The organism is Streptomyces ureilyticus, assembly GCF_011045025.1.
In the GTDB taxonomy this organism is placed as follows: Bacteria; Actinomycetota; Actinomycetes; order Streptomycetales; family Streptomycetaceae; genus Streptomyces; species Streptomyces ureilyticus.
Map to the genome: position 1 here is coordinate 1 of NZ_JAAKZX010000403.1, position 3073 is coordinate 3073.

At 68.5% G+C, this 3073-nt stretch carries 2 protein-coding genes and 2 pseudogenes; 2 read left to right on the plus strand and 2 right to left on the minus strand.

Annotated features, from left to right (window positions below; translation table 11 throughout):
- Positions 1-1147, minus strand: a 1147-nt coding sequence (locus G6048_RS47435) for an MDR family MFS transporter (RefSeq protein ID WP_165345809.1), incomplete at its 3' end; no start/stop codon positions are given.
- Between the two features lie 148 nt (positions 1148-1295).
- Between G6048_RS47435 and G6048_RS47440 the strand changes: the two genes are divergently transcribed.
- Positions 1296-2057: a phosphoglyceromutase gene (locus G6048_RS47440; protein WP_165345810.1), complete on the plus strand. Its 762-nt coding sequence runs from the start codon at positions 1296-1298 to the stop codon at positions 2055-2057.
- A gap of 78 nt (positions 2058-2135) precedes the next feature.
- Here G6048_RS47440 and G6048_RS47445 read toward each other — a convergent pair.
- A pseudogene (locus G6048_RS47445) lies at positions 2136-2693 on the minus strand (tyrosine-type recombinase/integrase); the annotation flags it as partial.
- Positions 2694-2892: 199 nt separating this feature from the next.
- On the opposite strand from G6048_RS47445, the pseudogene G6048_RS47450 reads away from it, so the two are divergent.
- A pseudogene (locus G6048_RS47450) lies at positions 2893-3073 on the plus strand (ABC transporter substrate-binding protein); the annotation flags it as partial.

The following is a 3073-nucleotide window of genomic DNA, read 5'->3' on the forward strand; positions in this document are numbered from 1 at the left end:
CCACCACCGCACACGTCCCCCACAGCCACCCCGTCCCCAGCCAGTCGATGATTCCGCCCGCCATCAGCGGGGCGACGAGGCTGGCCACCGGCCAGGCCGATGCGTAGACGCCCTGGTAGCGGCCCCGGCCGTGCAGGGGCGAGAGGCGGACGACCAGGCCCATCTGGAGGGGAGCCATGACGATCTCGGCGAGGGACCAGACGCACACGGTGAGTGCGATGAGTCCGACGGACCCGGCGAAGGCGGTGAGGCCGAAGCCGTACCCCGCGAGGAGGGACGAGACGACGAGCAGCCGCCCGGGATCCCGGTGCTGGAAGAAGCGGGTGACGGGGATCTGGAGGACGACAATGAGTACGCCGTTGATGGCGATCGCCATGCCGTAGTCGGCGGGCGCGAACCCCGCCTGACCCATCGCCACCGGTAGCCCCACCATGCCCTGCATGAAGATCAGCGCGACGAGGAAGAACAGCCCGACCATGCCCATGAACCGGCCGTCGCGCAGAACGGTCCCGAGGCTCACCTCCTCAGCCGCCTTCTCCTTCTCCGTATGTACGGGCCTGGATTCCGGCAACTTGGCGAAGACGACGATCGCGCAGGCGAGCGTCATCCCGGCCTCGATCAGGAACCCGGCGACATAGCTGTGCTCGGCGATGAACCCGGCGACCACCGACGAGATCGCGAACCCGAGGTTGATCGCCCAGTAGTTGAGGGAGAGGGCGCGCACCCGGTCCTCGGGCCGGACGATGTCGGCCACCATCGCCTGCACAGCGGGCCGGGAGGCGCTGCTGGTCGCGCCGACCAGGAAGGCGACGGCGGCGATCGCGACCGGGTGCTGCATAAAGCCGAGCAGGGCGACGCTCGCAGCCGTCGACGACTGGGCGATGAGCAGCGTGGGCCGCCGCCCGAGCCGGTCGGTCATCACCCCCGCGACGATGGAGGAGACGACCCCGCCGAGCCCGTGGAGGGCGACGACGAGACCGGCGTACGAGGCGGAATAGCCGCGCTCGAGGGTGAGATACAGGGCCATGAAGGTGGCGACGAATGCCCCGAGCCGGTTGACGAGCGTGCTCAGCCACAGCCACCAGAACGCGCGGGGTAAGCCGGAGACGGATTCGCGGACGGCGCGTTTCATGGCGGCGCGTGACATCGGAATCCCCCGTATGTAAGCGGCTTAGGCTCTCTCTGTAACTTACAAGTGCGCCGCTCGGCGGGGCCAGCCAATTCCCGCACGCCGCCAACTGTCCGGCTGCCGGGCAGCCACACGACGGATTCAGGGCGTCTATTACGCTCGGGGCATGGCCGACGCACCGTACAAGCTGATCCTCCTCCGCCACGGCGAGAGCGAATGGAACGCGAAGAACCTGTTCACCGGCTGGGTGGACGTCAACCTCAACGAGAAGGGCGAGAAGGAGGCAGTCCGCGGCGGTGAGCTGCTCAAGGACGCCGGCCTGCTGCCCGACGTCGTGCACACCTCCCTCCAGAAGCGCGCCATCCGCACCGCGCAGCTCGCGCTGGAGTCCGCCGACCGCCTCTGGATCCCGGTCCACCGCAGCTGGCGTCTGAACGAGCGTCACTACGGCGCACTCCAGGGCAAGGACAAGGCGCAGACGCTCGCCGAGTTCGGCGAGGAGCAGTTCATGCTGTGGCGCCGCTCGTACGACACGCCCCCGCCGCCGCTGGACCGCGACGCCGAGTACTCGCAGTTCGACGACCCGCGCTACGCGACCCTCCCGCCGGAGCTGCGCCCCCAGACGGAGTGCCTCAAGGACGTCGTCGTCCGCATGCTCCCGTACTGGTTCGACGGCATCGTCCCCGACCTCCTCACCGGCCGCACGGTCCTGGTGGCGGCCCACGGCAACTCGCTGCGCGCCCTCGTCAAGCACCTCGACGGCATCTCGGACGCGGACATCGCGGGCCTGAACATCCCGACGGGCATCCCGCTGTCGTACGAACTGGACGCCGACTTCAAGCCGGTGAACCCCGGCGGCACGTACCTCGACCCGGATGCGGCCGCGGCGGCGATCGAGGCGGTCAAGAATCAGGGCAAGAAGAAGTAGGGTTGATGATCATGCCCCCGACCTGCGCTTATGGCGCGGATCGGGGGCGTTTTCGCGGCCTGGGCCCACTGTGGGCCCTCAGTCCCCCGGATCTTGCGGCCGGAGCGCGCGGCCGAGAGCCTTCCGGGCGCGGTCCCGGCTACTGGGCATGAGGTGCGCGTACACCTTCAGAGTCAGTCCGGGGTCGGAGTGCCCTAGGTACTCGCTGACGGCCTTGATGCTCTCGCCAGCGTCCAAGAGAACGGACGCGTAGAAGTGCCGGAGGGCGTGCATGCCGTGCGCGCGAGCGGCCTCGTGCTCGCGGCTCTTGGCCTTCGGGATGACACCCACCTTCGCGAGGGCGGGCTTCCAGTGGTCCTCGTTGAGCGACGTACGCCAGACATGCCCGCCGCGCGGTCCGCTGAAGATCAAGCGCTTGGTCACGGGCTGGCCGTTCGCGCGCATCCACGGCAACGTGACCTCGACCGGTGGGAAGCGCTTGATGTGCTCCTGGAGGGCTTCTGCCACGGGATCGGGCAGAGGCACGTCACGGAGCTTGCCGCCCTTCGGCGGAGCGAACACGGCCCTGCTCAAGCTCAGCCTGAGTTGCTGCACCACATGCAGGGTGCCACTGTCGAAGTCGATCGCATCGACCGAAGGTAGTCCTGAGCTGCTGGCTCCGCGCTGTAGCGGTTCCGTATCTCGGCTCTTGCACTTGCGGCTCCGGAACGTCCGCCCCTTGCTGCAGTCTGGTCAGCCCTCCGCACCCTGTGCCTGCGCATAGAACCCTGTGCCTGCCCATACTGGGATGGGGATCTGATCGGCGTCCGGTCGACGGGTAAGGAGGTGCCCGCACGTGAAGCTCTACCTGCGCCGTCCCGTCTCTGTGGCCGCGGTGTCCCTGGCCGTCGTCCTGGCCTCCTGCGGCACGGCCGGGAACACCTCCGGCGTGACGATCGGCTTGCTGCTCCCGGGAGCCGGGACCCCTCGCGCCGAGCAGTTCGACAGGCCCCTGATCGAGAAGAAGATCAAGGACC

What these genes read in the sequence shown, in the direction of transcription:
- G6048_RS47440 (WP_165345810.1), top strand. Translation starts at nt 1,296, where the DNA reads ATGGCCGACGCACCGTACAAGCTGATCCTCCTCCGCCACGGCGAGAGC.